Here is a 26575-nt window from a genome sequence, read left to right on the forward strand (position 1 = left end):
CGTTGATACCGGTGCCGCAGGCGTTGCGTCAGATCCCGTAGGTGGCGGTTCGGGCGGCGTTGTCGTTTCTGACATGGCCGGCCTGCCGGGTACCGCGGTTTGCTCCGACGTTACGACTGACACCTCAGGCGCCACGGGCGTTGATACCGGTGCCGCAGGCGTTGCGTCAGACTCAGCAGCTGCCGGGTCGGGCGTCATCGTTGCGTCAGGCGGCGTTGTCGTTTCCGACGTGGCCGGCCTGCCGGGCTCCGGGGTTTGCTCCGACGTCACGACTGATACCTCAGGGGCCACGGACGTTGATACCGGTGCCGCAGGCGTTGCGTCAGATCCCGTAGGTGGCGGTTCGGGCGGCGTTGTCGTTTCTGACATGGCCGGCCTGCCGGGTACCGCGGTTTGCTCCGACGTCACGACTGACACCTCAGGCGCCACGGGCGTTGATACCGGTGCCGCAGGCGTTGCGTCAGACTCAGCAGCTGCCGGGTCGGGCATCATCGTTGCGTCAGGCGGCGTTGTCGTTTCCGACATGGCCGGCCTGCCGGGCTCCGGGGTTTGCTCCGACGTCACGACTGACATCATGGGTGAGGAAGATCCCGCCCCCGCAGCCATTGGCATTGATAGTATTTCTGGTATCACCGAGCCGGAAGCCATAGCCGGTGCCGTAACCGCGGTTAGCGCGGTAGCGAAGGGCACCCGAATCGGCCTTATTTCCGCCGTTGGCGCGGCGGACAGCTGCTCTTTTTCCGCCGCTAATTTTTTCTGGCGGATAAACTGGGCGATCACCGCCATCGCGACCATAAAGGAGGCCAGGAAGCCCAGAAAATGCTGCGGAATAACCGTTTTTACATCCTCAGGCAGGCCGTTCCACGCGCTGGAAGCGGAATCCGGGAAGGACTGCACCCAGGCCCCCATAGCCGAGCCGGCGGAGGCCAGCCAGACGGACCAGGTTTTGAACAGAAGCTTAGCGTGGGTTACCAGCTGGATGATGCCGTTTTTACTGCTCCACCACACGACAGACCCGATCGCCACCACAATAAGAATAAAGAGGATAAATTTCATAACGCCCCCTGCCACGCATCATAAGTTCCGCTGCGCATAGCCTCTGCATGACGCTTCGCTCGGGCAGGCGTCTGTTTCGCCCAGAGACTGCTCAGCATTCCTTCCGCCGCGCCTGAAAAGTTTTTATTGGAAATCATGACCAGCGTATTTTTAAACGCGGCCAGCCCGTCGATGCCAAGCTGATAAGCCATACTGTAAAGCACATCAGCGCGAGCTTCGTTGCATTCTTTGAGCGCGGCTACTAATACCGGCCTGTTATTCATTTCCTTTATTTTGTCGTTAATGATTTTTTGCATCCATACATCGCCGACTTCACGCGGAACGGTAAATGAATAATATTTCAGCGGCGCCTCTTTGGGACCAATAAGAATACCGCAACCCACCGTCGGGTAGCCTTCAGTATCGATATATGGCTTCTCTTTATAGCCTTCTTCATAGGCCAGAATTTGAATTATCTTGCTCATTTTTCACCCCTTCATCGAATAAGCCGCCGTAGCGGAATGGATAAGGACCTTTCCCCGGTGAAAATGAAATTTATATTTATGCAGGCGGTTTAAATTGCCTTTCTAACACACTAGAACCGAAATTGCGTACGCAACCAATTTTTCTTAAAAATTTTTCAAGCTGCAGGAAAAGATATTTAAAGTTAAAGGTTTTTTTTAAAGGAAATAAAATATTTAGGTCCGTAACGAGGCGAAAATTATTTTTCGCACTCCAGCTCGACCTCCAGCGCGCTCAGCACACCTTCAACAAAGCCCTCGGCGGTTTGTAGCTGTTTACGAATGGTGCCGTCCGCACAGCGACGGCGGCGCGCGATGGAGCGCAGTGAAATACGATAGTGATAGTGCGCCACCAGCAGCGCATGTTCGTCAGGATGATTAATTTTCAGTCTGCTGATGCAGCTATCAAGGATCATGCCGTCGTTATCACTACAGGTAGGACGATCGGAAGACGCGGCGGTGATTAATCCGCGGAATCCGGCGGCGATATGTGAATAGCTGACGCCGCTCCGTTCCGTCGCCGCCCAGCCCCCCCATTTTTCCAGCAAGCGTTTTATGTCTCGCATCTTGACCCCCTCAGAGTGAGTAAAGCAGAAGAAAAAATGAAGTTTCCCACACTTTCTCTTAACACCTGCTAATTTCAAAACGGTACTGTTTTTTTTGCGTGCGGCGTTGCCGCTTCGCTTGTATTCCCTGGGTCAAATGGGTTGCCAGCGGTTAGGCTGGACGGCCTGATTGTCAAAGAGCGGGCGTGCTGAAACTGATAGCCTGAAGGAAGAATTTTTATCCGCTTAAGTATCAACACACCTTAATTAATAGCATAGGTTATTAAACCTGCCAATAGCAAAGCGTGTTTGACGAAAAATACGCGTCGCTATAAATTCTGGTATATGAAACCGAATACACTCGCCTACCGACTGAACATGGCTATGACCATGATGGGGATCACCCAGGGTGCTTTAGCTAAAGCATCGGGCGTATCACAACCTACGATCTGGCGTCTGACCAAGGGAGAGGCCGAAGGGTCGCGCAAACTGGTCGATATTGCCAGAGCGCTGGATGTTAATGTGCAATGGCTGGCCAGCGGCGAAGGAGAGATGCGCGGCAACGCAGGGCTAAGCGCTATTGATAAAGTAAAAACTGGATCGACGATTCCGGTCTGGGGACCGGAAGGGAAAACAGGGGAAATAGTCTCTTCGCCCAACGGAGTAAAGGCGAAGAGGACCTGGCGCGCCTACATTCTTGACAGAAACAGTGGCTGCGCGGAAGGCACTGCCGGCAGCATCGTTATTATCGATACCGACGTACCACCCGAATCTGGAGATTTGGTCATGGCCAGGGTAAGTTCACGCATCTCGGTTTATCGCTATCTGGAAGGCCCCTCCAATGGTTTTTTAACCGTGGACGATACCCGATTGCCCGCCGTAGAACTCTCCGATGAGTCAGAACTGATTGGCGTAGCGATCTTTCTAATCCGTGATTTAAGGCGATAGTTACTGACATCCTGCCCTGGCAGAATGGTTTCTTTGTAACGCCCCCCAGACACTCTGTGCAGCACAGATATCATCAGCTTATCCTCGCGAAAACCCATCCTCTGTAACAGTTAATCTGCGCAGAGGCTTTGGCGCATTGATTCAACTGAATAGATTAGTAAAGCTTTTAATAACATCGCCAGAATAATACGTAAAAAAAGCGTCAGGAAAATAATTAAACCATTAAAAACAATGACTTAACTCAATAACAAAAGTTATACTTGCAATACCTATTGATATTAATAATAACTATGGCTATTGTTTTTTAAGGTGGACAAATTCTCCCCACTTAACATTCCCCATCGCCTGGTTTAAGTCGCTGGGAAATCGACTAATTTGCCCGTAACCGGAGGGTTGTTTATGACCATTATCATCTGGAAAAAGTCCCGTCCTGCCGGCACCAGCAAAAGCCGTTATAAGGCCAGACGTGCCGAGATGCAGAAGGTGTTGGCGCAGGAAGAACAGCTTGCCCGGCGGATAACGCGAGCGTTGGCGGGCTGTAGTTTGCGGGTGTTGAAGGCGGTAAACAAGTGACACAACGGCCTGCTCCTGTAATTTTTACTGGTTTTATATACAGTATTATTTCTTTTACCGGGCAGGCAAGTTTTTTTCATAGCGGCTGGTACGGTTTTAAAGGTCATTTCCCCCTTTCCACCGTTCCCCGGACTGTTGCAGGGCGCACCAGTACAGCTCTGCGCAGTAAAATGCGCGCAGGCCGACGGAAAAATCAGGCCCGATCGGCGTTAGCAGCGTGACAGGCCGGGAAAATTTTTTTGGGGCAGTGGACTAACTGGCGAAGGCTTTGTAGCTAACCGTCATGGTGGCTTTGCAGAAGATGCAGTTAGCGCCGTGAGGATTTTTAGGCGTGATACTGTGCAGCGAGAAGCGGTACTGACATCCGTGGCATGTCGGACATCTGAATTTGATAGGAGGAATAAGTAGCCTTAGTTTTACGAAATTGAAGTTCCAGCCTAACACTCCCCGCCCTCTCTGTCGAATCTAACGTCCGTTTCATATCGATAAATCCAATTATTTATTCTGTTAGCCTGCTTCATTAAGGTTAGTAAAGCTCCCTGGCCCTTTCTGATATGGATACTCCTGCTAAAACGCCATCACAGCGCTGTCACAGCATTTTATTAATTAACGTCCCCTTAACCCTGTTTGCCTGTCATGACGCTGCCAGTCGCTCGCCAGCGACTCTGAAGCGGGCTGTCGTTATATCAGCCCGGATCCTGAGGATCCTTGTTATCTTTAAGGCCTTTTGCCGATATTGAGACTAAACTCAAGAGGTATTTATCCTTGTCGACATAATCCGGTTAGCATAGTCGTACCATCCCCTTGTCAAGCTTTACGCCTTTAACCTACTGAAACAGTCAAATCCTGTTTATCAATTCTTTGCGGAGGATTTTACCGTTGCGTTTCTTGCGACCCGTTTCCGGCTGCCGTACATAACCAGAAGCAAGGTAAAAAAAGTCAAAGCTGAGCCAATCAACGTTTCCATTCAAAGCCTGCCTTAATGATTTAACGAGGCCTCTATTTTTGCCCGACGCCGCTAAACGCTTTGCCAACATACTGCATAAATGTCCTGTTCTGCTCTTCTGGTAAGCGCTATCTGAGGTCGGTATAACGCTTTTTTGCCCCCGTTTTGCGAACGGTTATGCATTCTTCTGCAAGTTGGCGGTAAGCGGTTTTATTTTTTGGAATAAACATCGGAGCTGAAAGAAGTTGTCGGTGACAGCTTTTAGGCAGCAGGCTCAGGATACCAATCGGAGTCAGGGAAAAGTCAGGACAGGCTGTTACAACGGATACAACAAGCAGAAAGAAGATATGCACATCGTCAGGACAGACGTAGCGATCGTCAAGGCCAGCTATGCCACCCGGGCAAACGTCAGCGAAGCGCAACAAAGCATTATTTTATGGATTGTAAGCGCCATTTTTCCGGTGCAGCTTTTACCTGCTCTTATTCACTACTTCAGCCCGTAAGCCGGCAAGCCACGGTATTCGCCCGGCAAAACGGCTGCTGGTACCTCCATTCGTAAGCCAGCCAGATGTGCAATGGCGCCAAGGTCATACTCCAGAAACGTTGGCGCCCAGGCTTGCGTATGCATAGCCCTGGCGCGAAATACGGCGGTAATAAGCGGTTTTAAACCCGAAGGCAGGCGGACTACACCTGCATATTCATCACTTCGGAGTAGGCGTTGACCAGCTTGTTACGTACCTGAATGCCCATCTGCATAGAGAGCGATGCCTTCTGCATATCGATCATGACGTCGTTCAGGTTTACGCCAGGTTTACCCAGCTCAAAATCCTGCGCCTGCGTGCGTGCTTCAGTTTGCGTATCGCTGATTTTGTTCAGCGCAACTTTCATCGCGTCTGCAAAATCTGCGTGGCTGGCCGCATCGGTCTGCTTACCGCTTGCCTGAATCGCTGCGGTCTGCAGCTGCTGCATTACGCTCTCAATACCCTGAATTGCCATGATTTACCTCGGTTAGAAAAGGGAGAAGATTTTTGCTGTGTGAAAACTTACCACAATGTCAATAAGACAAAGCCCGTAAATAAGAGCAAAAGTCATAGCTTATCCAGCCATCGAATTTTTCATTTCAGAAAATAATGGCACCCCATAAGAGGTGGATTAATTTGTTTAGCCAGCACATCAGGGAGTCAGATTTGTTACGACACTACACGAAACAGTCCGGTCAACTGTCAGGCGGGAAAGAGTCATGAATGCAACTGTCACGCAGGATCAACCAGAGAAGAAAGGTTTGAACGACCTTTTTGCTCGTTTAAAGGCAAATCCTCGCATCCCGATTATCATCGCTGCGGCGGCTGCCGTTGCCATTGTAATCGCCATGGTGCTGTGGGCCAAACAGCCTGAGTACCGTGTGCTTTACAACAACCTCAGCGATGAAGATGGCGGCGCCATCGTCACTCAGCTGACCCAGATGAACATCCCTTATCAGTTCGATGATAAGGGCGGCGCGCTGATGGTGCCCGCTGAGAAAGTGCACGAGCTGCGTCTGCGCCTGGCCCAACAGGGCCTGCCGAAAGGCGGCGCGGTCGGCTTCGAGCTGCTGGATCAGGAAAAGTTTGGCATCAGCCAGTTTAGCGAGCAGGTTAACTACCAGCGCGCGCTGGAAGGCGAGCTGTCCCGTACTATCGAAACGTTAGGCCCGGTCAAGAACGTACGCGTACATCTTGCCATGCCGAAACCGTCGCTGTTTGTGCGTGAACAGAAAGCGCCAACCGCATCGGTTACCCTGACGCTACAGCCCGGCCGTGCGCTGGACCAGGGTCAAATCAGCGCCATCGTGCATATGGTATCCAGCAGCGTTGCCGGCCTGCCGCCGGGCAACGTGACCGTGGTCGACCAGGCCGGTCATCTGCTGACGCAGTCCGATAATGCCGACCGCGATCTGAATGACGCGCAGCTGAAATACGCCACCGATGTGGAAACCCGCTACCAGCAGCGTATCGAAGCGATCCTGAACCCAATTTTGGGTAACGGCAACGTACACGCTCAGGTAACGGCGCAGATTGATTTTAATGCTCGTGAGCAGACCGACGAGAAGTATCAGCCCAACACCGATCCTTCTAAACAGGCGATCCGTTCACGGCAGAGCAGCAATAGCGAGCAGTCCGGCGGCCAGTCCGGCGGCGTACCCGGCGCACTCTCTAATCAGCCAGCGCCTGCCAACAGCGCGCCGGTGACGACGCCAGCTAACGGTGCGAACGGTGCGAACAGCACGACGGCGAACAACGCCACGGCGAACCAGAACAGCAGCACGACAAAAACCGGGCCGTTAAGTAGCCGTAATGATGACACCACGAACTACGAAGTAGACCGCACCATCCTGCATACCAAGATGAATGTAGGTGAAGTACAGCGTCTTTCTGTAGCCGTAGTGGTGAACTACAAAACTGACGCGGCCGGTAAGCCGGTAGCGCTGACCGATGCGCAGCTGAAGCAGATCGACAACCTGACGCGTGAGGCGATGGGTTATTCAGAGCAGCGCGGCGATACGCTGAACGTGGTGAACTCCCAGTTCAACGATACGCAGGAAATCGGTGGCGACCTGCCATTCTGGCAGCAGCAGTCCTTTATCGACCAGATAATGGAAGCCGGACGCTGGTTGCTGGTACTGATTGTGGCCTGGATCCTTTACCGCAAGCTGGTTCGTCCACAGCTGCAGCGTAAAGCGCTTCAGGAGAAAGCGATGGTGGATGCCGCGACCCAGGCAAGAGCGGGCAGCGACGACGATGCCGTCTCCGTGAAGCTGTCGAAAGACGAGCTTGATCAAGAACGTAAGTCTCAGCACCGCATGAGTGCTGAGGTAATGAGCCAGCGTATTCGTGAGATGTCGGAAAACGACCCACGCGTGGTGGCTCTGGTCATTCGCCAGTGGATGAAGGACGAACTATGAGTCTCACCGGTACCGAAAAAAGCGCCATTCTGATGATGACGATTGGCGAAGACCGCGCAGCTGAGGTGTTCAAACACCTTGGCGCCCGCGAGGTGCAGCACCTGAGCGCCGCGATTTCAAATATGCGTCAGGTTTCTCACAAGCAGCTGACCGAAGTGCTGCATGAGTTTGAAACCGATGCCGAACAGTTTGCGGCGCTGAGCGTTAACTCTAATGACTACCTGCGCTCCGTGCTGACTAAAGCGCTGGGCGAAGAGCGCGCAGCCAGCCTGCTGGAAGATATTCTGGAAACCCGAGAAACCACTACGGGCATGGAAACGCTCAACTTTATGGAGCCACAGGCGGCGGCAGACCTGATCCGCGACGAGCATCCGCAGATTATTGCTACCATTATGGTACACCTGAAGCGTTCGCAGGCGGCCGATATCCTGGCCCAGTTCGACGAGCGTCTGCGTCACGACGTGATGCTGCGTATCGCCACTTTCGGCGGCGTGCAGCCAGCGGCGCTGGCCGAGCTGACCGAGGTCCTGAACGGCCTGCTCGATGGCCAGAACCTCAAGCGTGCGAAGATGGGCGGCGTGAGAACCGCAGCGGAAATCATCAACCTGATGAAGACGCAGCAGGAAGAGGCGGTTATCGAAGCGGTACGCGACTTCGACGGCGAACTTGCGCAGAAAATTATCGACGAAATGTTCCTGTTCGAAAACCTGGTGGAGGTCGACGACCGCAGCATCCAGCGTCTGTTGCAGGAAGTGGAATCGGAATCGCTGCTGGTGGCACTGAAAGGCTCCGAACAGCCGCTGCGCGAGAAGTTCCTGCGCAACATGTCGCAGCGCGCGGCAGATATTCTGCGCGACGACCTGGCGAACCGTGGCCCGATGCGTATGTCGGCAGTGGAAAGCGAACAGAAAGCCATCCTGCTTATCGTTCGTCGTCTGGCGGAAAGCGGCGAGATGGTGATTGGCGGCGGCGAGGAACAGTATGTCTGATAAATCTTCACTCCCCTGGCAGCGCTGGCAGCCCAACGATCTTGGGCAGCCGAATAAGCCGCTGATGGCCTCGTTCGACGAGCCGGAAGCGCCGCTGGCGGATCTGACAGACGATCCGTTCAGCCAGCAGCAGTCTGAGCTGGAGCTGATGCAAAACCAGGCGCGCAGCGAAGCGCAGGGCCAGGGCTATGCCGAAGGGCATCAGCAGGGGTTCAGTGAAGGACAGAAAGCGGGTTATGAAGCCGGCTTTCAGCAGGGGCTGGCCGAGGCGCAGCAGCAGCAGGCGCCGCTTCAGGCCCGTATGCAGCAGCTGGTCTCCGAGTTTTCCCACACGCTGGAAGCGTTGGACAGCGTGATCGCCGCCCGTCTGATGCAGCTGGCGCTGGAGGCTGCTCGCCAGGTGATTGGCCAGGCGCCGCACGTCGACGGCACTGCCCTGCTCCGTCAGATCCAGGGCATGATCCAGCAGGAGCCGATGTTCAGCGGTAAACCCACGCTGCGCGTGCATCCGGACGATTTACAGCGTATTGAGCAGTCGCTGGGCGCCACGCTCAGCCTGCACGGCTGGCGCCTGATGGCTGACAGCACTATCCATCCCGGCGGCTGTAAAGTCAGCGCCGAAGATGGCGACCTTGACGCCAGCATTGCTACCCGCTGGCACGAACTCTGCCGCCTTGCCGCGCCGGGAGAACTGTAATGACCACCTCTCGCTTATCGCGCTGGCTTGGCGCGCTTGACTCTTTCGAACAGCGTCTGGCCAATGTGCCGGACGTTCGCCGCTATGGTCGCCTGACCCGCGCCACCGGCCTGGTACTGGAGGCGACCGGCCTGCAGCTGCCGCTGGGCGCGACCTGCGTGATCGAGCGCATGGACGGCAACGGCGTCAGCGAAGTCGAGAGCGAAGTCGTCGGTTTTAACGGCCAGAGGCTGTTTTTGATGCCGCTGGAAGAAGTAGAAGGCATTTTGCCAGGCGCGCGCGTGTATGCGCGCGTGGCCGGTGACAGCCAGCACAGCGGCAAACAGCTTATGCTCGGCCCGGAGCTGCTGGGGCGCGTACTCGACGGCAGCGGTCGACCGCTGGACGGGCTGCCTTCGCCGGAAACCGGCTATCGCGCGCCCTTGATTACGCCGCCGTTTAACCCGTTGCAGCGTACGCCGATTACCGACGTGCTGGACACCGGCGTGCGGGCCATTAACGCCCTGCTGACCGTGGGGCGCGGCCAGCGTATGGGTCTGTTCGCCGGGTCCGGCGTGGGTAAAAGCGTGCTGCTGGGCATGATGGCGCGCTACACCAAAGCCGACGTAATTGTGGTTGGGCTGATTGGCGAGCGTGGCCGTGAAGTAAAAGATTTTATTGAAAATATCCTGGGCGCCGAGGGCCGCGCGCGCTCGGTAGTGATCGCGGCGCCAGCGGATGTTTCTCCGCTGCTGCGTATGCAGGGCGCCGCCTACGCCACGCGTATCGCAGAAGATTTTCGCGATCGTGGTCAGCACGTGCTGTTGATTATGGATTCCCTGACCCGTTACGCCATGGCCCAGCGTGAAATCGCCCTGGCTATCGGTGAGCCGCCTGCGACCAAAGGCTACCCGCCTTCCGTTTTCGCCAAGCTGCCCGCGCTGGTGGAACGTGCCGGTAACGGCATTGACGGCGGCGGCTCCATCACCGCTTTTTATACGGTGCTGACCGAAGGCGATGACCAGCAGGATCCGATTGCGGACTCCGCGCGTGCCATTCTTGACGGTCACATCGTGCTGTCACGTCGCCTGGCGGAGTCGGGCCACTATCCGGCCATTGATATTGAAGCCTCGATCAGCCGCGTGATGTCGCATCTGATCGATGACACGCACTATGCGCGGGTTCGCCAGTTCAAACAGCTGCTTTCCAGCTATCAGCGCAACCGCGATCTGGTGAGCGTGGGCGCCTATGCCGCAGGCAGCGATCCGACGCTGGATAAAGCAATCAAGCTCTATCCGGAACTGGAAACCTTCTTACAGCAGGGCATGTTTGAGCGCAGTACGTTTGACGACGCCTGTCTGCATCTGCAGGCAATTTTTGGTTAAGGGCTGACTGATGGCAAAACACGCATCGCCAATTGAAACCTTGTGCGGCCTGGCGCAGAAAGATCTGGAAAAGGCCGCCATCCAGCTGGGCGACGTTCGTCGCGGTCAAAAACAGGCTGATGAGCAGCTACATATGCTGCTGAACTATCAGGACGAATATCGCAAAACGCTGAACACCACCATGGCGGAAGGGATTAACAGCACCCGCTGGTACAACTACCACCAGTTTATCGAGACGCTGGAAAAAGCGATCGAACAGCATCGCCAGCAGCTGGCGAACTGGAATGGCCGGGTAGAAAACGCATTGCGCCTGTGGCGCGACAAGCAGCAGCGGCTTCATGCTTATGAAACCCTGCAGGCTCGCGCGGCAGCAACCGCACTATTACAGGAAAACCGTCTCGATCAGAAACGGATGGATGAATTTGCCCAACGGGCATCATTGAGGAAAGGCGAATGATGACTTTGCCACTGGTTAACACGGCGGCGAAAACCGCGACCGCTTCCACTAACGGCGCAGTGGTGGATGCTACCGATATCGGCACGGACACAGGCGGCGCGGCAGGTGTCGACGGGGCGCCAGCCGGCGGCGCGGGCTTTCTGACGCTGCTTGGCAATAAACTGCTGACGCTGGCGCAGCAGGGGCAAACAGCCCTGCCCGCCTCGGCGACGGCGGCCGTTGCCGCTACCGACGATAAAAATGCCGCCTCGCCGAAGGCGAAACTGAACGCGCTGTTGGCCGCGCTGGATAAACCGGAAACGCTGAACTCGCTGCTACAGCCCGCGAAAACGCCGTCGGAAGACAACGCGATCGCGCTGACTGAAACCCAGGACGGCAGCGAAACCGCCGCCACGCCGCCCCTGAGCAGCAGCGATATGCAGGCGCTTCAGGCGCTGTTCGCCATGCTGCCGCAGGCGCAGCAGCAGCCGACCGCAGTCCTTGCCAAAGGCGACGATAGCCTGACCGAAGGCAATATTAAAGGCGGCAACGCTAACGCTACCCTTGCCTCGCTGTTAGCCAGCGCGGGCGGAGCCAGGACAACGGCCGTCGACGGCGATGAAACCGTAAAAGACAGCGACAGCAGCATGCCGCTCGGCAGCACTACTACCCCTGGCACTGCGGCCGGCACGCAGAAAGGCGATATCGCTACGCTGAACAGCGCCTTCCAGCAGGTGCTGGGCCAGGTGACTAAAGACAGCGATAAAGACAGTGGCGCCAGTCAGACAACGGTCACACCTGCCGTTATCAGCGCGGCTTCCGCCGCCGTGACGCCAGCGACCACCTCGCTGGTTAGCGCGCCGGCTACGCCGCAGCTGAGCTCTCAGTTGGGCAGCCCGGAATGGCAGCAGGCGCTGGGCCAGCAGATTGTGATGTTCAGCCGCAACGGTCAGCAGACCGCCGAGCTGCATCTGCATCCGCTGGATCTGGGCAGCATCCAGATCAGTCTGAAGCTGGACAGCGATCAGGCTCAGCTGAGCATGGTGTCGAACCACAGCCAGGTGCGTGCCGCGCTGGAGGCCGCCATGCCGCAGCTGAAAGAGGCGCTGGCGCAGAGCGGCATCAACCTTGGACAGACCAACGTCAGCAGCGATGCCCAGGCACAGAGCCAGAGCTTTAGCGGACAGCAGGAGCAGCGTAATAACAGCCGTGGCAACACTTTTAGTCTTGCTGCCGACGCCGACAGCGATATCACCCCTATCGCCGTTCCTGCCTCCCTGCAGGCACGCGCTTCGGGCAGTAATGCCGTTGATATCTTCGCCTGACGATCACAAACGCCAAAGCTAACGGCAAAACCCGCGTCTTTTCGCCCTATTGTTTAGCGAGCGATGCGGGATAATCTGCCCATAACGTCGTCAGAGAGCAGGCACTCCCGGCTCTTGAACATACTCACAGGAATTATCGCCCGTATGACTGAGAAGAAAGCCAAAAGCGGCAAACGTAAACTCTTGATTATCCTGATAGCACTGGTGGTTCTGGCCGCTTGTGGCGCAGGAGGCTATCTGGTCTGGCATAAAATGCACGGGTCTGCCGACACGGCGAAAGCTGAAAAGCCTGCGCCGCCGCCTGCACCGGTATTCCTGGCGCTGGATACGTTTACCGTTAACCTGATCAACCCGGATAACGATCCCGACCGTGTGCTTTACGTCGGCTTCACGCTGCGTCTGCCCGATCAGGAAACGCTGCAGCGCGTAAATGATTATCTGCCGGAAGTTCGCAGCCGTCTGCTGCTGCTGCTCTCTAACCAGAACGCCGCGTCGCTGGGCAACGAACAGGGCAAGCAGGAGCTGGTCAAACAGATTAAAGCCACGCTTGCGCCACCGCTGGTACCGGGACAACCTCCGCAAAAGGTGACGGACGTTCTGTTCACCGCCTTTATCCTGAGGTAGGGCAAAATGGCCGACAGCATTCTCTCACAAGCGGAAATTGACGCGCTGCTTAACGGCGACAGCGACAGCGCGGCGGAAGAAAACGTCAGCAGCGCGGGCGACAGTGATATTCGTCCTTACGATCCCAATACCCAGCGTCGCATGGTTCGCGAACGTCTGCAGGCGCTGGAGATCATTAACGAACGCTTTGCGCGTTCATACAGGATGGCGCTGTTTAACCTGCTGCGTCGTAGCCCGGATATCACGGTAGGCGCGATTAAAATTCAGCCGTATCATGAATTTGCTCGCAACCTGCCGGTGCCGACGAACCTGAACCTGATCCACCTGAAGCCGCTGCGCGGTACGGCGCTGGTGGTGTTTTCGCCAAGCCTGGTGTTTATCGCCGTGGATAACCTGTTTGGCGGAGACGGTCGCTTCCCTACTAAAGTAGAAGGACGCGAGTTTACGGCAACCGAACAGCGCGTCATTCGCAAGATGCTAAAACTGGCGCTGGAAGGCTACGGCGAAGCGTGGAAACCGATTTATCCGCTGGACGTGGAGTATGTTCGCTCCGAAATGCAGGTAAAGTTTACTAATATTACTACTTCACCTAACGATATCGTGATTACCACGCCGTTCCAGGTGGAGATTGGCAACCTGATTGGCGAGTTCAATATCTGCATTCCGTTCAGCATGATTGAACCGCTGCGTGAAACCCTGGTCAACCCGCCGCTGGAGAACTCGCGTCAGGAAGATCACAACTGGCGCGAGACGCTGGTGAAGCAGGTTCAGCACTCCGAACTGGAGCTGATTGCGAACTTTGCCGACGTCTCGATGCGGATTTCACGCCTGCTGGCCCTGAAGCCCGGCGATGTATTACCGATAGAAAAACCGGATCGCATTATCGCTCATGTCGATGGCGTGCCGGTCTTAACCAGCCAGTACGGCACCCTGAATGGGCAGTACGCGCTGCGTGTGGAACATCTGATTAACCCGATTTTGAACTCGATGAATGAGGAACAGCCCCATGAGTGACACCAATAAGCCGTCCGTTGACGACCTCTCTGCGGACGACCTTTGGGCTGACGCGCTGAACGAGCAGTCAAACTCAACCAGCACCGCGTCCGAAGGGGTGTTTAAATCTCTGGAAAGTAATGATATCGCCGGTTCGCTCCAGGATATCGACCTGATTATGGATATCCCGGTCAAGCTGACCGTGGAACTGGGCCGCACCAAGATGACCATTAAAGAGCTGCTGCGTCTGACGCAGGGTTCCGTGGTGGCGCTGGAAGGCCTGGCCGGCGAGCCGCTGGATATTCTGATCAACGGTTATCTGATTGCCCAGGGCGAAGTCGTGGTGGTTGCCGATAAATACGGCGTGCGCATCACCGACATCATTACGCCATCTGAACGTATGCGTCGACTGAGCCGTTAATGACGACCGCCAGCCAAACGCAGCAGGAGCAAGCGCCAATGAGCACGGGCCAGCAGCAACCGGCGGCGCATTCGCCGGTCAACGTCGGACAAACGCAACAGCCGCCAGGCCAGCCGGCCGCTTCCACCGGTTCAGTGTTGACGCAGGTCAGCAGCGTGTTGGCCGTGATTATTCTGTTGATTCTGGCCTGCGCCTGGCTGGCGAAACGATTTGGCTTCGCGCCCAAAACGGGCAAGCGCGGCCAGCGGGATATCTCGATCAGCGCCAGCTGCCAGGTTGGGCAGCGCGAGCGCGTGGTTATCGTTGACGTGCAGGATGCCCGGCTGGTGCTGGGCGTGACCGCACAGCAGATCACCCATCTGCATACCCTGCCGCCCTCACCGGTGCAGGAAAATCCGGAAGAGCCGCAGCCCGCTGGCGATTTCCGTCAGGTGTTAGAGCTTATTAAACGCGCCGGAAAACCAAAATGAAACGCATTCTTCCTTTCTTAGCGCTGCTGCTGCTGCTGGCGCCTGAAGTTCACGCCCAGTTGCCGGGCCTGGTCAGCCGTCCGACGGCTAACGGCGGTCAGAGCTGGTCGCTGCCGGTGCAGACGCTGGTGTTTATCACCTCGCTGACTTTCCTGCCCGCTATTTTGCTGATGATGACCAGCTTTACGCGCATCATCATTGTTTTCGGCCTGCTGCGTAACGCGCTGGGCACGCCGTCCGCGCCGCCAAACCAGGTGCTGCTCGGCCTGGCGCTGTTTCTGACCTTCTTTATTATGAGTCCGGTATTGGACAAGATTTATCAGAACGCCTATCTGCCGTTCAGCGAAGACAAGATCAGTATGCAGGACGCGCTGGATAAAGGCGCGCAGCCGCTGCGTGAATTTATGCTGCGGCAGACTCGCGAAGCGGATCTGGCCCTGTTTGCTCGCCTGGCCAACTCCCCGCCTTTGCAAGGCCCGGAAGCGGTGCCGATGCGCATCCTGCTGCCGGCCTACGTGACCAGCGAGCTGAAAACGGCGTTCCAGATTGGCTTTACCGTGTTTATTCCGTTTCTGATCATCGACCTTGTCGTCGCCAGCGTGCTGATGGCGTTGGGGATGATGATGGTGCCGCCCGCGACCATCGCGCTGCCCTTTAAGCTAATGCTGTTCGTACTGGTAGACGGCTGGCAGCTGCTGATTAGCTCGCTGGCGCAAAGCTTCTATTCATAATAATCGGGCGACCACGTCGCCCGGCAAAAATCGCGGCGCTGCCTGCCGCGACGATATCGGCCCTCAATTTTCCCGGAGTCGTGATGACACCAGAATCGGTTATGTCAATTGGTCATGATGCGCTGCACGTTGGGCTGATCCTGGCCGCACCTCTGCTGCTGGCGGCGCTGGTCAGCGGTCTGCTGATTAGCCTGCTGCAGGCGGCGACGCAGATCAACGAACAAACGCTCTCTTTTATTCCAAAAATCCTCGCCGTCGTTGCGACCATCGTCGTGGCTGGCCCGTGGATGCTGAGCCTGGTGCTGGACTATATGCGCACCCTGTTTACCAACCTGCCTAATATGATCGGTTAAATGATTAACTTCGACAGCAGCCAGCTGGTGTTATGGATGGGGCAACTTTTTTGGCCCCTCGCCCGCGTGCTGGCGTTAATCATGACCGCCCCAATCCTCAGTGAAAAATCGATTAGCAAAAAGGTTAAGCTCGGCTTAGGCCTGATGATTACCTGGGTTTTGATCCCCACGCTGCCGCCGGTTAACGTGACCTTATTCTCAATTGGCGGCTTCTGGCTGCTGATTCAGCAGATTCTGATTGGCGTGGCTATCGGTTTTACGATGCAATTTGCCTTTGCGGCAGTCAGAACCGCAGGTGAAGTAATTGGTTTGCAGATGGGTATCTCTTTTGCCACCTTTTTCGATCCTTCCAGCCGTCTGAATATGCCGGTGCTGGCCCGCTTTATGGATATGCTGGCCATGCTGCTGTTTTTATCCTTTAACGGTCACCTGTGGTTAATTTCTATGGTCGCCGACAGCTTTCATACGCTGCCTGTTGGCGGAGAGCTGATTAACGGCAACGCGTTCCTGGCGTTAACGAAAGCAGCCAGTCTGATTTTCCTTAATGGAATGCGATTAGCGTTACCCCTTATAACGCTGCTGCTCATCATTAACCTGGCACTGGGTTTGTTAAACCGTGTTTCACCTCAGCTGTCGGTTTTTGCCATCGGCTTTCCTATCACCTTATCAATCGGTCTTATCTTCCTGAGCCTGATGATGCCGCTCCTGGCCCCGTTTTGTGAGCATTTATTCAGCGAAGTATTTGATTTACTCTCACAGATCCTTAGCGAACTTCCTGCCAAATAAACTTAAGTATTCATAACCCCCCTAAGACAGGCCCTGGGGGTAATGTTAAGCGTGTAGAATGTTTTTGCGCAATTTTCAAACCACCAACACCAGAAAATTCTTAAGGAAAATCTGATTAATCGCTTCACCCAATGAAAATTATTCTTATTAAATGGCAGTTAGCGTATTTTGTTTAACGAAACGGATGCAATGTTGCTTAAATGTTAAGCACCGGAGTGAATAAAAACGTCTGTTTTTACTGGAAATTTTATTTTTTACCGCTATTCTTGTAGCAAATCGTATCTCACAGCAGGTTTAGTGCCCTATACAGCGGCACACATTCGCGTGATGAATGTTTTTTAGGATTCGTCCTATCAGATTTCTCCGCGTTCTGCGCGATAGTGGCGAAGTTCACAAAGCAGTGCGGCAAACTTCTGTCAGATCCTCCATCTGTCTACGGATGTTTTACCGCGTTGGTAGTGGGTGGTTTGCCTAAACTAAACGGTTACATCGAGCATGGACAGGTTTGTTCAGCGTCCGCTAACAGACTTAATGCTGAGTACAAATAATAAAATTGAAAACAGAACATATTACTCTCGTAACTTACACAACGCGTAATTCATCGTTAGTTTAAACGAATAACAATTTGGTGAGGGTCGCAGTTATGCCAACAATTATAATGGATTCATGCAGCTACACACGCTTAGGTCTTACTGATTATATGTCAGTCAAGGGAGTTAAAAAGAAAAACATAGCTTCCGTTACCGATATCGATCAGCTTCAAATTAAATGCCAGCAGCTCCAACCGGGCGTTGTATTTATTAACGAAGATTGTTTTATTTATGAAGCAGATGCCAGCCAGCGGATAAAAGACATTATTACGCAGCATCCTGACACGCTGTTTTTCATCTTTATGGCTATCTCTAACATCCATTTTGAGGAATACCTCTACGTTCGTAAGAACCTGATTATTACGTCAAAATCGATTAAGCCTGCTACACTCGATAACTTACTTCTGTCCTATTTCCAGAAGAAACTCAACGTGTCGCCTCGCTATTCCGCTGGTTTCGATGTTCACCCATTGACGCTAAGCCAAACCGAGTCGAACATGCTTAAAATGTGGATGTCCGGTCACGATACCATTCAGATCTCGGACAAAATGCAAATTAAAGCCAAAACGGTTTCTTCACATAAAGGCAATATTAAACGCAAGATTAAAACCCATAATAAACAGGTCATCTATCATGTGGTGCGCCTGACTGATAACGTCACCAGCGGTATCTACGTCAACGTACGCTAAGCGTTAAAAAAGCCGGCCTGTGCCGGCTTTTTTTTATCCACAACTGTTAACGGGATCACACTTTACCGTTAACCTTTCGCCTTTCTCTGCCGATGAGTTGTAAACAACGCGAAGCCTGTCGCTTCGTTTACCCAGACAGAGAGCAAAAGGACATGACATCACTCCCCCAACCTGAAGGTTCTTCTCACTTAAGTTTCTGGCAACACTTACGCCTCGTTCCCCTGTTCACCACTATTCTCGGTGCCATCCTCTTTCTGTTCGCCTTGTGCATCGGCCTGGCGAGCTACTACCTAATCCAGAGTAACCAGTCGCTTAAGGACGTTACCGAGGAGATCCAGGTACGTATGGCTATCTCTAACAGCTCCAACCACCTGCGCACGGCCCGGCTGAATATCATCCACGCGGGCGCGGCGGTACGCATTGGCGATATGGATCTGTTTAACGAGAACCTTAAACAGGCGGAAAAGCGTATTCAGCTGGCTGGCGAGAATTTTAAAGCCTACACGCAACGGCGCATTAAAACCCCGGCGGACGAAGCGTTGGACGGTGAATTGGCTACCCGCTTTACGGCCTATGTCAACCAGGGCCTGCTGCCAATGGTAAAAAGCGCCAAAGACGGCAGCTTTGAAAACGTGATAACGCGAGAAACAGATTTCACGCGCGGCCTGGATAATGATTATAACGCCGTACTGCTGAAAGCCATCGCCATTCGTACCCAGCGCGCCACCGCCATTAACGCGGGCGCGGAGGCGCAAACCCGCATGGGCTTTATTATGATGGCCGGTGCTTTTGCCGCCGCGCTGCTGCTGACGCTGGCTACCTTTATCTTCCTGCGTCGTGTAATCATTGCCCCACTACGCCAGGCGGTGCAGCGAATTGAGCGTATTTCGCATGGCGATCTGACCGCGCCGCCGCAGGCCTGGGGGCGCAGTGAAATCGGCGCCTTGGGCAGCAATCTGCAAACGATGCAGCAGGCGCTGGTGAAGACGGTCGGCACGGTACGTGAAGGTGCGGTAGCTATCTATCAGGGCTCGACCGAGATTTCGGCGGGCAATACCGATCTTTCCTCCCGTACCGAACAGCAGGCCGCGGCGCTGGAAGAAACGGCAGCCAGCATGGAACAGCTGACCGCGACCGTGAAGCAGAATGCGGAAAATGCGCACCATGCCAGCCAGCTGGCGGGCGACGCCTCCGGGAAAGCCCGTCAGGGCGGGGATATCGTTTCCGGCGTGATCGGCACCATGAACAATATTTCCGCCAGCTCAAAGAAAATTGCTGAAATTACTACGGTTATCAACAGTATCGCTTTCCAGACCAACATTCTGGCGCTGAATGCCGCCGTTGAAGCGGCGCGGGCGGGTGAACAGGGTCGCGGTTTCGCCGTGGTGGCCAGCGAGGTGCGGAATCTGGCGCAGCGCAGCGCGGGCGCGGCGAAAGAAATTGAAGGGCTAATTGCCGAGTCGGTCAGCCTGATCGATCAGGGATCGACTCAGGTCAGCCATGCGGGCGAGAGAATGACGGATATCGTCCAGGCCGTACACAGCGTCACGGAGATTATGGCCGAGATCGCTTCTGCCTCTGATGAACAAAGCCGGGGCATCCAGCAGGTGAGCCAGGCCGTATCGGAAATGGATAACGTTACCCAGCAGAACGCCTCGCTGGTGGAACAGGCCTCCGCCGCCGCCTCATCGCTGGAAGAGCAGGCCTCGCGTCTGACCCGGGCGGTGGCGGCCTTCAATCTTAGCAGCACGCCGCCGCCAGCCGCGCCGGTACTGAAAACCAAAGCGCCGCCGTTGCGTCCGGCGCTGGCGGATGGCGATAACTGGGAAAAATTTTAAAACAGGCACAAAAAAAGGGCGAACGCATCGCCCTTTTTTATGCTGCATAGCTACTCGTCATGCGGTTCTACAAAAATGCCGTCCCGCTGCCCCAGCTCGTTAAAAAACCAGATCCCCTGCGGATAATCCTCCAGCGAAACCAGATACATGGTGCCTTCGCTAAAGTCCTCCACCGCCAGTACCGTGCCGGCGCGGCGCGGCCCGCCGTCGGTCTTTACCGTGACCCGATCGTTTACCTTCATTTTTTTCTCCTGGTAGGTGCGCTACAACTAAGATAGCGCATCTTACCCGGAAATCGGCGCGTTTAACGACGGGCAATCACCCAAACGGCGTGCACAATACCCGGAATGTAGCCGCAGAGCGTCAGCAGGATATTCAGCCAGAAGGCACCGCCAAAACCGACCTGCATAAAAACACCCAGCGGGGGCAGAAGAATAGCAATAATAATACGTAAAAGATCCATGTCGCCTCCATAGCGCGGATAACAGCTTGTTTTGTAATCGTTTGTTCAGTATAGCCAGGATCTGCCGTTACGCCTGCCGCCGCATGTAAAACAACGTAATGAACGTGTATTTTTCACTTTTTTAACGTTTTACGGTGAGACTTCTGACAACGACCCGACATACACTGTTCCCACTGCACCAACCCCAAAGGCGCAGCCAACCTAAAAAGTAACAAGGATTTTTGCCCGCGCAGCGCGGGCTTTTTTTTTGCTTTTTTTCAGGCGTTGCGTCGGTTAAAGGCAAAAAAAACCCGGCCGACGGCCGGGTAAAACTTAAAATTCGCTACAGAGAAAAATCTCTGACCCGCGTAGCCTACCGATTGCCCCTGCTAAGAATTTTCTTAACTTGTCAGCACATACTTTTTTTCCCCTGTGAATTTATCCACCTTTTTTGTCTGAAGCCCCGTCGTCTCGCCTGCTCGCCTGTAAGTAGTTGCTTACGTGAGTTATTGCTGTTTTTTAAGAAAATTCCTGGGTGACCCGCTTCGTTTGTTTGCTCGCCTTTTCTGCGCCTTTGATGGATACCGCTATACTTGAGTCACTTGCCTCAGGCTATGGAGAAACAACGATGCCGGCGCTGCATGATCCCCTGATGATAGTTACGGATTTAGATGGTTCCCTGCTGGATCATCATACCTATAGCTGGGAGGCTGCCGAGGCCTGGCTGGCGCGTCTGAAGGCGGCCGATATTCCCATCGTGATCTGTTCAAGCAAGACGGCGGCGGAAATCGAGCCTTTGCAACGGGCGCTGGATATTGTCGGCGCGCCTTTTATTGCAGAAAACGGAGCCATTGTGAAATGGCAGCAGCAAACGCCTGCCGCTGCCGATCGGGCTTCCGGAAAAAATTACGCTGCGATCTGCAAGACGCTGCGGCAATTGCGTGAGCAGGATGGCTTTAAATTTACCGGGTTCGCCGACGTGACGGAAAAAGAGGTGGCGGACTGGACAGGCCTGACGCCGCACGACGCCGCCCTGGCAAAAACGCGGGAAGGGTCGGAAAGTTTGATCTGGCGAGATACCAGCGAGCAGTTTACCGCTTTCCAACAGGCGCTGGCGGCGCAACAGCTGGAGCTGGTTCAGGGCGGGCGTTTTTGGCACGTCATGGATCAGGGACGCGGTAAGGGTGCGGCGCTCGACTGGCTGCTGACGCACTACCCGCCTCCGGGCAGCGGCCGCTGGATCACTATCGGCCTGGGCGACGGTCCCAACGATGCGCCCATGCTGGACAAAGTAGATTATGCCGTCGTGATCAAAGGCTATAGCAAAATCGGCGTAACGCTGAAGCGTCAGCAACATGTTTTTTACAGCGCAGGCTTTGGCCCGGAGGGCTGGAGCGAGGGCCTGACGCACTACATTACCTGATAACAGATTTCCCATGCAGCCCAACTAACGGGCCCGGCTTAAGGAACACGCGATGAGTGATTTTTTCCAGAACGGCGTTATCACCAACTTTCATAATCTCACCGCACGTCCAGTTGAGGAACTGGAGCAGGAGCTGGTGCAGTTCGCCACACGGCGCAAGATGGGACTGATCCTGCCTTCGCTTTTTTCCGAACTGGAAGGCCCGGCGCTCGGCCATATCGTTGACGAGCTGGCTAAGGTGCCCTATCTCGAAGAGATAGTTATCGGCCTGGATCGCGCCGATCGCGAGCAGTTTCTTTACGCCCGCGATTTTTTTTCCCGCCTGCCGCAGCGCCATCGTATTTTGTGGAATGATGGGCCACGCCTGAAGGCGATTGATGCCGAGCTGGATAAAGAAGGCCTTTCCCCTTCTCAACCGGGCAAGGGGCGTAACGTCTGGTTCTGTACCGGCTATACGCTCGCTTCGGAAAGTACCAGCTGCGTGGCGCTGCACGACTGCGATATCGTGACGTATGAACGCGGAATGCTGGCAAGGCTGCTCTATCCGCTGGCGAACCCGTCTTTTCAGTATGAGTTCTGTAAGGGTTTTTACGCCCGCGTGGCCGACAACAAGCTAAACGGTCGCGTTGGCCGCCTGCTGGTCGGGCCGCTGCTGCGTTCGCTGCAGAAAGTGTACGGCCATTCGGAATATCTGGACTATCTGACCAGCTTCCGCTATCCGCTTTCCGGCGAGTTCGCAATGCGCACGCACGTGCTGAACAATATAAAGATCCCCGGTGACTGGGGGCTGGAAATCGGCGTGCTGTCTGAAATCTATCGCAACTACACTACGCGCCAGAGCTGCCAGGTTGAGATCGCGCATAATTACGATCACAAGCACCAGCCGCTGTCGGAAGAGGACGGCACCGGCGGCCTGCGCCGCATGAGTAACGATATCGTCCAGTCTTTACTGCGTAAGATGGCGACAATGGGCGTGGATTTGACCAGCGACTCGTTCCGCGTGTTAAAGGCGACCTATTACCGCAACGCGCTGGATATGATGGAGATTTATAGCCATGAAGCGGCGATGAACGGGCTGAAATTCGATCAGCACGCGGAAGAGGCAGCGGTGGAAATGTTTACTCAGTCGATCCTGGAAGCGGGACAGTCCTTTATCGAGCGGCCGAACGAAAAACCGTTTATTCCAAGCTGGAGCCGTGTGCAGTCCGCTTTCCCCGACATTATGCAGCGTATCTATCAGGCGGTGGAAGAGGACAACAAGGGCAACGTTTAGTCCCGATCGCAGACGCGATTACGTTCTGACGTTTTGGCTACAGAGAGCCTGCGGTCGGCAATCGAGCGCAGGCTTTCAGAATGGTAGTCGCCTGCTCTGCCCGTCATGGCTGGCCAGGCTCACCGGTTTCTTTTAAGATGCCGTCAGGTTAGTGTCGGGGAGAAAAGATAGGCAGACGTGAAGAATCGTCTCAGGATGGGTACGGGCCAGCTTCATACGATGGCGCGGGAAAGAGCTTTTAGTTTTGCTGTGACAGCGCCGCGGGAAGTAAATAATAACAGGACGAAATTTCTCGTCCCGTTCAGTCAACGCTAGCTGGCAAGCCGGTTTTGCCCCGCGCTCAGCGCGCAAAGCTCCTCTTCCCGAAACGCTTCGCGCCGCACGCTGTAGCCGTCATACCAGCGACACTCGACCATACCGCTGGCATAGCCGGTAACCACCATTGCCGGACCGCCTTCTTTAAGCTGCACTGCCTCACTGACCATGATCATGCCGTTTCTCCTGAGCTGGAAACTTCGGGGGAAATTCAGGTATAGCAGGCAATCACGCGGCGCGCCGTTAATGGTAGGTAAAAGTTTTGTTAAAAAGGAATAAGCAGTTAAAAAAGCGAAAATTAAAAAAAGCGAGTAAGGATTACTCGCTTCAAAGAAGGGTCGAACTCAGATTTTGCAGCCTTCGCAGTCCGCTTCATCGCTCAGGTCAGTCGGGACTTCGCTGGCCTTTTTCTCGGCGTTGGCTTCTGCCTGCTCCAGCTCGGCATCAATATCAAATTCAAAAATATCGTCTTTCATCGTCGCTCCCGGTTTGGTGAAGGGGTGTCTTTATACTGATTATGACCGCAGTTTGCCAGCCAGATTTACCCCGCACAGCACGATCGATCCGACGATAAAACCAATCACCAGATTTGCCCCGTTGCTGATAAGCGAGCTGATAAAACCGCTGTGGCCTGCGGCCAGATGTTCAATATAGTGGTGGATGAAAGGCACGCCGTGCGCGATGATGCCGCCGCCGACCAAAAACATCGCTATCGTGCCGACCACCGTCAGCACCTTCATCATTTTTGGCGCCAGGGTCAACAGCACGCTGCCGATGCCTTTGGCCAGCGATGAGGTTTTCTGTTGCAGCCACAGGCCCAGATCGTCGATTTTCACAATGCAGGCGACGATGCCGTACACGCCAACGGTGACCAGGATGGCGATACCTGCCAGGATCATCACCTGACTCAGCAACGGCGCTTCGGAAACGATACCCAGCGTAATGGCCACAATTTCTGCCGACAGAATAAAGTCCGTGCGCACTGCACCTTTAACCTTTTTCTTCTCGAAGGCGGCGGCTTCCTGCTGCGAGAGATTGCGCAGCCGCTGTTCGCGAGCCGCATCGCTGTTTTTCTCTTTACCGTGCAGGCTATGCAGCACTTTTTCCACGCCCTCATAGCTAAGGTAAGCGCCACCCAGCATCAGCAGCGGGGTGATCGCCCAGGGTATCCACGCGCTGATGGCCAGCGCCAGCGGCACCAGGATCAGCTTGTTAAGAAAAGAACCTTTCGCCACGCCCCAGACAACGGGCAGCTCCCGGTTGGCTTTGACGCCGCTGACCTGCTGCGCGTTCAGCGACAGATCGTCACCCAGCACGCCGACGGTCTTCTTTGCCGCCACCTTGCCCATGATCGAGATATCGTCCATCAGCGTGGCGATATCATCCAGTAAAGTCAGTAAGCTACTACCCGCCAAAATTTCCTTCCTTATTTAATGTTCATCATGCTGACAGCAGGGACAGACGTTGACTTCCGCTACCGTCATATCGGCTATGCCTTCACAATCCCACTCAACCCGCACCGGCTGGCCCGCGTCCAGGTTGTGATGCACAAATTTGCTGACCGGGCTTTCGGTCATCCCGGCGATCTCCTCCGTCGCCACCAGCTGCTCGCCGACAAAAATGCGTGCGGTAGCCTGAGTGTTGACCATGCGCTCGCCGCTGATTTTGTACAGCCGTCTGACTGTGAGTTTGATACTGGCCATCGTCTGTCCTGCTACAGGATGTTAAAGAGTGTGATCTAAGCAAGTATGCACGAGAGATGCAAATTATGTGGACTGAATCGCTTTCCGACCGTAAAAAAGAGGCTATTTCATCTGGTTGAAAACTTTTTTTAACGGTAACTTAACGACCCCAACCCGCTGTGAGAAACCTTATGTTACGTCGTGCGCCCGCTCTGCTTCCGCTTCTGGCCGCTTTGTTCGCCCTTTACTTTATCTGGGGATCGACCTATTTCGTTATTCGTATCGGCGTGGAAAGCTGGCCGCCGATGATGCTGGCTGGCGTGCGTTTTGTGCTGGCAGGCATCGTCCTGCTGGTCTTTCTGCTGCTGCGCGGCGAGCGGCTCCCCGGCTGGCGAGCGGCTGGCAACGCCGCGCTGGTAGGGATTATGCTGCTGACCGTCGGCAACGGCGCGGTGACGATTGCGGAGCATCAGCGGGTGCCTTCCGGTATCGCCGCCGTGATGGTCGCTACCGTGCCGCTGTTTGCGATGTGCTTCAGCCGCCTGTTCGGCATGGCAACCCGCTGGATAGAGTGGCTGGGTATTGCAGTTGGCCTGGTCGGCATTATTCTGCTGAACAGCGGCGGCCACCTGGGTGGAAACCCCTGGGGGGCGCTGATCATTCTGATTGGCTCGATCAGCTGGGCGTTTGGCTCCGTATGGGGTTCACGCATCACGCTCCCGACAGGCATGATGGCGGGCGCGATAGAAATGCTGGCGGCGGGTATGGTTCTGCTGGCAGGCAGCCAGCTTAGCGGCGAAAAGCTGCTTGCCGCGCCGGGTCTGTCCGGCCTGCTGGCGCTGGGCTACCTGACGCTGTTCGGTTCGATTATCGCCATCAACGCCTATATGTTTTTAATCCGCAACGTTAGCCCGGCGGTCGCCACCAGCTATGCCTATGTTAATCCGGTAGTGGCGGTGCTGCTGGGGATTAGCTTCGCCGGTGAGAGCCTGTCGCCGCGCGAATGGCTGGCGCTGGGGGTGATCCTTTTTGCAGTGGTGCTGGTCACACTGGGCAAATATCTTTTTCCCGGCAGGCCGGTGATTAAATCGGTGCCTCGTTCAGATTAAAATCCTATGCAGGGCGTTCGCGCATCAGGTGAATGCCCTGCCAGTCGATTTCGGCGTTACCCTCGCCGGCAAAAAGCCACTCTTCCAGCCTTGAGCTTATCGCCTCGTCCGCCAGCTTGTGTTTACCGCGCAGCGCGCACTCCCACACCACCAGCACCCGCCAGCCGCTGGCGCTCAGCTCCTTAATAAAACGCTTATCGCGCGTCACGTTGCCGCCGATTTTGTTCATCCAGAATTCGGTTCGGGTAGCGGGCACCTTAAACAGATAGCAGTCGTGATGATGCCAGAAGCAGCCGTGTACAAAAATAATGGCCTGCGGGTTTTCCAGCACGAAATCCGGCTTTCCCGGCAGCGCCTTATCCTGCACGCGATAGCTGAATCCGCACTCTGCCAGCAGTTCGGCCAGGCGGGTTTCAATGGCGGTATCCTGGGTACGGATAGCGCGCATATTTTTACTGCGGATTGCGGAAGTGTGAACGTCGGCCATAGCATCCTCCTTGAGGTGGCTTAAGTATA

At 55.0% G+C, this 26575-nt stretch carries 32 protein-coding genes; 22 read left to right on the forward strand and 10 right to left on the reverse strand.

Annotated features, from left to right (window positions below; all coding sequences use genetic code 11):
• From EGK14_RS21835 to EGK14_RS05065, 3 genes are all read right to left on the reverse strand, one after another.
• Nucleotides 1-1056: hypothetical protein (locus tag EGK14_RS21835; protein WP_370255995.1), on the reverse strand; the 1056-nt coding region annotated here is incomplete at its 3' end.
• Nucleotides 1053-1520: a lysozyme gene (locus EGK14_RS05060; RefSeq protein WP_125288002.1), complete on the reverse strand. Its 468-nt coding sequence runs from the start codon at nucleotides 1518-1520 to the stop codon at nucleotides 1053-1055. The genes EGK14_RS05060 and EGK14_RS21835, both read right to left, overlap by 4 nt.
• A gap of 236 nt (nucleotides 1521-1756) precedes the next feature.
• Nucleotides 1757-2122, reverse strand: coding sequence for an antiterminator Q family protein (locus EGK14_RS05065; protein ID WP_125288003.1), 366 nt, complete (start codon nucleotides 2120-2122; stop codon nucleotides 1757-1759).
• Between the two features lie 288 nt (nucleotides 2123-2410).
• On the opposite strand from EGK14_RS05065, the gene EGK14_RS05070 reads away from it, so the two are divergent.
• From EGK14_RS05070 to EGK14_RS05080, 3 genes are all read left to right on the forward strand, one after another.
• Entirely contained in the window at nucleotides 2411-3049 is a 639-nt protein-coding gene (locus EGK14_RS05070) for a LexA family transcriptional regulator (RefSeq protein ID WP_233598447.1), read from the forward strand.
• Between the two features lie 399 nt (nucleotides 3050-3448).
• Complete coding sequence (locus EGK14_RS21250) at nucleotides 3449-3622, forward strand: hypothetical protein (protein WP_158616029.1); 174 nt, start codon at nucleotides 3449-3451, stop codon at nucleotides 3620-3622.
• 1197 nt (nucleotides 3623-4819) lie between these two features.
• Nucleotides 4820-5071, forward strand: a complete 252-nt coding sequence (locus tag EGK14_RS05080) for a hypothetical protein (protein WP_125288005.1) — start codon at nucleotides 4820-4822, stop codon at nucleotides 5069-5071.
• A gap of 181 nt (nucleotides 5072-5252) precedes the next feature.
• Here EGK14_RS05080 and fliE read toward each other — a convergent pair whose 3' ends face one another.
• Complete coding sequence (fliE, locus tag EGK14_RS05085) at nucleotides 5253-5564, reverse strand: flagellar hook-basal body complex protein FliE (protein WP_125288006.1); 312 nt, start codon at nucleotides 5562-5564, stop codon at nucleotides 5253-5255.
• Between the two features lie 244 nt (nucleotides 5565-5808).
• Between fliE and fliF the strand changes: the two genes are divergently transcribed.
• The 15 genes from fliF (at nucleotide 5809) to EGK14_RS05160 (ending at nucleotide 19815) form a co-directional block, all read left to right on the forward strand.
• Complete coding sequence (gene fliF / locus EGK14_RS05090; RefSeq protein WP_125288007.1) at nucleotides 5809-7509, forward strand: flagellar basal-body MS-ring/collar protein FliF; 1701 nt, start codon at nucleotides 5809-5811, stop codon at nucleotides 7507-7509.
• Nucleotides 7506-8498 (forward strand): flagellar motor switch protein FliG, encoded by a 993-nt coding sequence (fliG, locus tag EGK14_RS05095; protein ID WP_125288008.1) that lies wholly within the window; start codon nucleotides 7506-7508, stop codon nucleotides 8496-8498. Before fliF ends, fliG begins: the two co-directional genes overlap by 4 nt.
• Nucleotides 8491-9195: a flagellar assembly protein FliH gene (gene fliH / locus EGK14_RS05100; RefSeq protein WP_125288009.1), complete on the forward strand. Its 705-nt coding sequence runs from the start codon at nucleotides 8491-8493 to the stop codon at nucleotides 9193-9195. The genes fliG and fliH overlap by 8 nt, the downstream gene beginning before the upstream one ends.
• Nucleotides 9195-10559, forward strand: a complete 1365-nt coding sequence (gene fliI / locus EGK14_RS05105; RefSeq protein WP_125288010.1) for a flagellar protein export ATPase FliI — start codon at nucleotides 9195-9197, stop codon at nucleotides 10557-10559. The genes fliH and fliI overlap by 1 nt, the downstream gene beginning before the upstream one ends.
• 10 nt (nucleotides 10560-10569) lie before the next feature.
• Nucleotides 10570-11016 carry a flagellar export protein FliJ gene (fliJ, locus tag EGK14_RS05110; protein ID WP_125288011.1) on the forward strand — a complete coding sequence of 149 codons (447 nt, stop codon included), beginning with the start codon at nucleotides 10570-10572 and terminating at the stop codon, nucleotides 11014-11016.
• Nucleotides 11013-12320, forward strand: coding sequence for a flagellar hook-length control protein FliK (locus EGK14_RS05115; protein WP_125288012.1), 1308 nt, complete (start codon nucleotides 11013-11015; stop codon nucleotides 12318-12320). Before fliJ ends, EGK14_RS05115 begins: the two co-directional genes overlap by 4 nt.
• A 144-nt stretch (nucleotides 12321-12464) precedes the next feature.
• The gene (gene fliL, locus EGK14_RS05120) at nucleotides 12465-12944 is read left to right on the forward strand and encodes a flagellar basal body-associated protein FliL (protein ID WP_125288013.1); all 480 of its coding nucleotides are present in this window, start codon (nucleotides 12465-12467) and stop codon (nucleotides 12942-12944) included.
• Between the two features lie 6 nt (nucleotides 12945-12950).
• A complete protein-coding gene (gene fliM / locus EGK14_RS05125; protein ID WP_125288014.1) occupies nucleotides 12951-13958 on the forward strand; it encodes a flagellar motor switch protein FliM in 1008 nt (335 codons plus the stop codon).
• On the forward strand, nucleotides 13951-14358 hold the full coding sequence (fliN, locus tag EGK14_RS05130; RefSeq protein ID WP_125288015.1) for a flagellar motor switch protein FliN: 408 nt from the start codon (nucleotides 13951-13953) through the stop codon (nucleotides 14356-14358). The genes fliM and fliN overlap by 8 nt, the downstream gene beginning before the upstream one ends.
• A 38-nt stretch (nucleotides 14359-14396) precedes the next feature.
• Nucleotides 14397-14828 (forward strand): flagellar biosynthetic protein FliO, encoded by a 432-nt coding sequence (gene fliO / locus EGK14_RS05135; RefSeq protein ID WP_125288318.1) that lies wholly within the window; start codon nucleotides 14397-14399, stop codon nucleotides 14826-14828.
• Nucleotides 14825-15559 carry a flagellar type III secretion system pore protein FliP gene (gene fliP, locus EGK14_RS05140; RefSeq protein WP_125288016.1) on the forward strand — a complete coding sequence of 245 codons (735 nt, stop codon included), beginning with the start codon at nucleotides 14825-14827 and terminating at the stop codon, nucleotides 15557-15559. The genes fliO and fliP overlap by 4 nt, the downstream gene beginning before the upstream one ends.
• A gap of 83 nt (nucleotides 15560-15642) precedes the next feature.
• On the forward strand, nucleotides 15643-15912 hold the full coding sequence (gene fliQ / locus EGK14_RS05145; RefSeq protein WP_125288017.1) for a flagellar biosynthesis protein FliQ: 270 nt from the start codon (nucleotides 15643-15645) through the stop codon (nucleotides 15910-15912).
• Nucleotides 15913-16698 (forward strand): flagellar biosynthetic protein FliR, encoded by a 786-nt coding sequence (fliR, locus tag EGK14_RS05150; RefSeq protein WP_125288018.1) that lies wholly within the window; start codon nucleotides 15913-15915, stop codon nucleotides 16696-16698.
• Between the two features lie 643 nt (nucleotides 16699-17341).
• Nucleotides 17342-17977: a transcriptional regulator RcsA gene (gene rcsA / locus EGK14_RS05155; RefSeq protein ID WP_125288019.1), complete on the forward strand. Its 636-nt coding sequence runs from the start codon at nucleotides 17342-17344 to the stop codon at nucleotides 17975-17977.
• Between the two features lie 152 nt (nucleotides 17978-18129).
• Nucleotides 18130-19815 (forward strand): methyl-accepting chemotaxis protein, encoded by a 1686-nt coding sequence (locus EGK14_RS05160; RefSeq protein ID WP_125288020.1) that lies wholly within the window; start codon nucleotides 18130-18132, stop codon nucleotides 19813-19815.
• Nucleotides 19816-19865: 50 nt separating this feature from the next.
• Here EGK14_RS05160 and dsrB read toward each other — a convergent pair whose 3' ends face one another.
• A complete protein-coding gene (dsrB, locus tag EGK14_RS05165; RefSeq protein ID WP_125288021.1) occupies nucleotides 19866-20057 on the reverse strand; it encodes a protein DsrB in 192 nt (63 codons plus the stop codon).
• A gap of 62 nt (nucleotides 20058-20119) precedes the next feature.
• Nucleotides 20120-20278, reverse strand: coding sequence for a YqaE/Pmp3 family membrane protein (locus EGK14_RS05170; RefSeq protein WP_039385165.1), 159 nt, complete (start codon nucleotides 20276-20278; stop codon nucleotides 20120-20122).
• A gap of 607 nt (nucleotides 20279-20885) precedes the next feature.
• On the opposite strand from EGK14_RS05170, the gene EGK14_RS05175 reads away from it, so the two are divergent.
• Together EGK14_RS05175 and EGK14_RS05180 are read left to right on the forward strand one after the other, a co-directional pair.
• The gene (locus EGK14_RS05175) at nucleotides 20886-21680 is read left to right on the forward strand and encodes a mannosyl-3-phosphoglycerate phosphatase-related protein (RefSeq protein WP_125288022.1); all 795 of its coding nucleotides are present in this window, start codon (nucleotides 20886-20888) and stop codon (nucleotides 21678-21680) included.
• Nucleotides 21681-21732: 52 nt separating this feature from the next.
• Nucleotides 21733-22953: a glycosyl transferase gene (locus EGK14_RS05180; RefSeq protein WP_125288023.1), complete on the forward strand. Its 1221-nt coding sequence runs from the start codon at nucleotides 21733-21735 to the stop codon at nucleotides 22951-22953.
• Between the two features lie 311 nt (nucleotides 22954-23264).
• Here EGK14_RS05180 and EGK14_RS05185 read toward each other — a convergent pair whose 3' ends face one another.
• The 3 genes from EGK14_RS05185 to EGK14_RS05190 all read right to left on the reverse strand — a co-directional run bounded on the left by EGK14_RS05185 (nucleotide 23265) and on the right by EGK14_RS05190 (nucleotide 24683).
• The gene (locus EGK14_RS05185; RefSeq protein WP_125288024.1) at nucleotides 23265-23444 is read right to left on the reverse strand and encodes a YodC family protein; all 180 of its coding nucleotides are present in this window, start codon (nucleotides 23442-23444) and stop codon (nucleotides 23265-23267) included.
• 168 nt (nucleotides 23445-23612) lie between these two features.
• Nucleotides 23613-23744, reverse strand: coding sequence for a hypothetical protein (locus EGK14_RS21730; RefSeq protein WP_255416512.1), 132 nt, complete (start codon nucleotides 23742-23744; stop codon nucleotides 23613-23615).
• 39 nt (nucleotides 23745-23783) lie between these two features.
• Nucleotides 23784-24683, reverse strand: coding sequence for a DUF808 family protein (locus EGK14_RS05190; protein ID WP_125288025.1), 900 nt, complete (start codon nucleotides 24681-24683; stop codon nucleotides 23784-23786).
• A 139-nt stretch (nucleotides 24684-24822) separates the two neighbouring features.
• Here EGK14_RS05190 and EGK14_RS21840 point away from each other — a divergent pair, with 139 nt between their 5' ends.
• Complete coding sequence (locus EGK14_RS21840; RefSeq protein ID WP_370256041.1) at nucleotides 24823-24906, forward strand: Vmc-like lipoprotein signal peptide domain-containing protein; 84 nt, start codon at nucleotides 24823-24825, stop codon at nucleotides 24904-24906.
• Between the two features lie 235 nt (nucleotides 24907-25141).
• A complete protein-coding gene (yedA, locus tag EGK14_RS05200; protein WP_125288027.1) occupies nucleotides 25142-26059 on the forward strand; it encodes a drug/metabolite exporter YedA in 918 nt (305 codons plus the stop codon).
• Nucleotides 26060-26063: 4 nt separating this feature from the next.
• Here the strand turns inward: yedA and EGK14_RS05205 are convergent, their stop codons facing one another.
• Nucleotides 26064-26546, reverse strand: a complete 483-nt coding sequence (locus tag EGK14_RS05205) for a very short patch repair endonuclease (RefSeq protein WP_125288028.1) — start codon at nucleotides 26544-26546, stop codon at nucleotides 26064-26066.
• Between the last annotated feature and the right edge of the window lie 29 nt (nucleotides 26547-26575).

Source organism: Erwinia sp. 198 (assembly GCF_003937915.1).
Classification (GTDB): Bacteria; Pseudomonadota; Gammaproteobacteria; order Enterobacterales; family Enterobacteriaceae; genus Erwinia; species Erwinia aeris.

Excerpts from the sequence above, each read along its gene's own strand:
- EGK14_RS05060 (WP_125288002.1), bottom strand. The coding sequence starts at position 1,520 with ATGAGCAAGATAATTCAAATTCTGGCCTATGAAGAAGGCTATAAAGAG.
- EGK14_RS05065 (WP_125288003.1), bottom strand. The coding sequence starts at position 2,122 with ATGCGAGACATAAAACGCTTGCTGGAAAAATGGGGGGGCTGGGCGGCG.
- EGK14_RS21250 (WP_158616029.1), top strand. The coding sequence starts at position 3,449 with ATGACCATTATCATCTGGAAAAAGTCCCGTCCTGCCGGCACCAGCAAA.
- fliE (WP_125288006.1), bottom strand. The coding sequence starts at position 5,564 with ATGGCAATTCAGGGTATTGAGAGCGTAATGCAGCAGCTGCAGACCGCA.
- fliF (WP_125288007.1), top strand. The coding sequence starts at position 5,809 with ATGAATGCAACTGTCACGCAGGATCAACCAGAGAAGAAAGGTTTGAAC.
- fliG (WP_125288008.1), top strand. The coding sequence starts at position 7,506 with ATGAGTCTCACCGGTACCGAAAAAAGCGCCATTCTGATGATGACGATT.
- fliH (WP_125288009.1), top strand. The coding sequence starts at position 8,491 with ATGTCTGATAAATCTTCACTCCCCTGGCAGCGCTGGCAGCCCAACGAT.
- fliI (WP_125288010.1), top strand. The coding sequence starts at position 9,195 with ATGACCACCTCTCGCTTATCGCGCTGGCTTGGCGCGCTTGACTCTTTC.
- fliJ (WP_125288011.1), top strand. The coding sequence starts at position 10,570 with ATGGCAAAACACGCATCGCCAATTGAAACCTTGTGCGGCCTGGCGCAG.
- EGK14_RS05115 (WP_125288012.1), top strand. The coding sequence starts at position 11,013 with ATGATGACTTTGCCACTGGTTAACACGGCGGCGAAAACCGCGACCGCT.
- fliL (WP_125288013.1), top strand. The coding sequence starts at position 12,465 with ATGACTGAGAAGAAAGCCAAAAGCGGCAAACGTAAACTCTTGATTATC.
- fliM (WP_125288014.1), top strand. The coding sequence starts at position 12,951 with ATGGCCGACAGCATTCTCTCACAAGCGGAAATTGACGCGCTGCTTAAC.
- fliN (WP_125288015.1), top strand. The coding sequence starts at position 13,951 with ATGAGTGACACCAATAAGCCGTCCGTTGACGACCTCTCTGCGGACGAC.
- fliO (WP_125288318.1), top strand. The coding sequence starts at position 14,397 with ATGAGCACGGGCCAGCAGCAACCGGCGGCGCATTCGCCGGTCAACGTC.
- fliP (WP_125288016.1), top strand. The coding sequence starts at position 14,825 with ATGAAACGCATTCTTCCTTTCTTAGCGCTGCTGCTGCTGCTGGCGCCT.
- fliQ (WP_125288017.1), top strand. The coding sequence starts at position 15,643 with ATGACACCAGAATCGGTTATGTCAATTGGTCATGATGCGCTGCACGTT.
- fliR (WP_125288018.1), top strand. The coding sequence starts at position 15,913 with ATGATTAACTTCGACAGCAGCCAGCTGGTGTTATGGATGGGGCAACTT.
- rcsA (WP_125288019.1), top strand. The coding sequence starts at position 17,342 with ATGCCAACAATTATAATGGATTCATGCAGCTACACACGCTTAGGTCTT.
- EGK14_RS05160 (WP_125288020.1), top strand. The coding sequence starts at position 18,130 with ATGACATCACTCCCCCAACCTGAAGGTTCTTCTCACTTAAGTTTCTGG.
- dsrB (WP_125288021.1), bottom strand. The coding sequence starts at position 20,057 with ATGAAGGTAAACGATCGGGTCACGGTAAAGACCGACGGCGGGCCGCGC.
- EGK14_RS05170 (WP_039385165.1), bottom strand. The coding sequence starts at position 20,278 with ATGGATCTTTTACGTATTATTATTGCTATTCTTCTGCCCCCGCTGGGT.
- EGK14_RS05175 (WP_125288022.1), top strand. The coding sequence starts at position 20,886 with ATGCCGGCGCTGCATGATCCCCTGATGATAGTTACGGATTTAGATGGT.
- EGK14_RS05180 (WP_125288023.1), top strand. The coding sequence starts at position 21,733 with ATGAGTGATTTTTTCCAGAACGGCGTTATCACCAACTTTCATAATCTC.
- EGK14_RS05185 (WP_125288024.1), bottom strand. The coding sequence starts at position 23,444 with ATGATCATGGTCAGTGAGGCAGTGCAGCTTAAAGAAGGCGGTCCGGCA.
- EGK14_RS21730 (WP_255416512.1), bottom strand. The coding sequence starts at position 23,744 with ATGAAAGACGATATTTTTGAATTTGATATTGATGCCGAGCTGGAGCAG.
- yedA (WP_125288027.1), top strand. The coding sequence starts at position 25,142 with ATGTTACGTCGTGCGCCCGCTCTGCTTCCGCTTCTGGCCGCTTTGTTC.
- EGK14_RS05205 (WP_125288028.1), bottom strand. The coding sequence starts at position 26,546 with ATGGCCGACGTTCACACTTCCGCAATCCGCAGTAAAAATATGCGCGCT.